Source organism: Streptomyces alkaliterrae, from assembly GCF_007097205.2.
Taxonomy (GTDB): Bacteria; Actinomycetota; Actinomycetes; order Streptomycetales; family Streptomycetaceae; genus Streptomyces; species Streptomyces alkaliterrae.
On the sequence record NZ_VJYK02000724.1, the window covers coordinates 1 to 436 of the forward strand.

Here is a 436-nt window from a genome sequence, read left to right on the forward strand (position 1 = left end):
GGGGAGTACGGGGCGGCGGCCGACGGCGTTCAGCTCCACTCGGAAACCGACAAGACCTGCGGAGATAAGGTCCCCTTAGGGGACTGGCGGCGACACGCCGTGCCATGATGCGGCGACCATGACACCCACCGCCCGCCGGTCCCGCGAGACCGCCCCGAAGCCCCGCGCGGAACGCCCGCCGCGCGGGCTGCGCGCCGTGCGCGCGGGGTTGTTCGGAGTGGTGTGCGCCGTGCTGGCGGGAGCCGGCCACGGCACGGTGTCCGGGCACGCGGTGCCGCCGGCCGTCCTCCTCCCCGCGGCGGTCGGCACGGCGGCACTCGCCTGGTTCGGCGGCGAGCGCCGCCGCGGCCCGCTGGCCATAGTCGGCACCCTCGTCGCCGCCCAGACGCTGCTCCACCTGCTGTTCAGCCTGCTCGCCCCCGGCGCCCACGCTGCC

Annotated in this window: 1 pseudogene; it reads left to right on the forward strand. The window is 76.8% G+C overall.

Annotation, left to right across the window (positions count from 1 at the left end):
• Positions 1–118: 118 nt before the first annotated feature.
• Positions 119–436, forward strand: a pseudogene (locus FNX44_RS27655) (hypothetical protein); the annotation flags it as partial.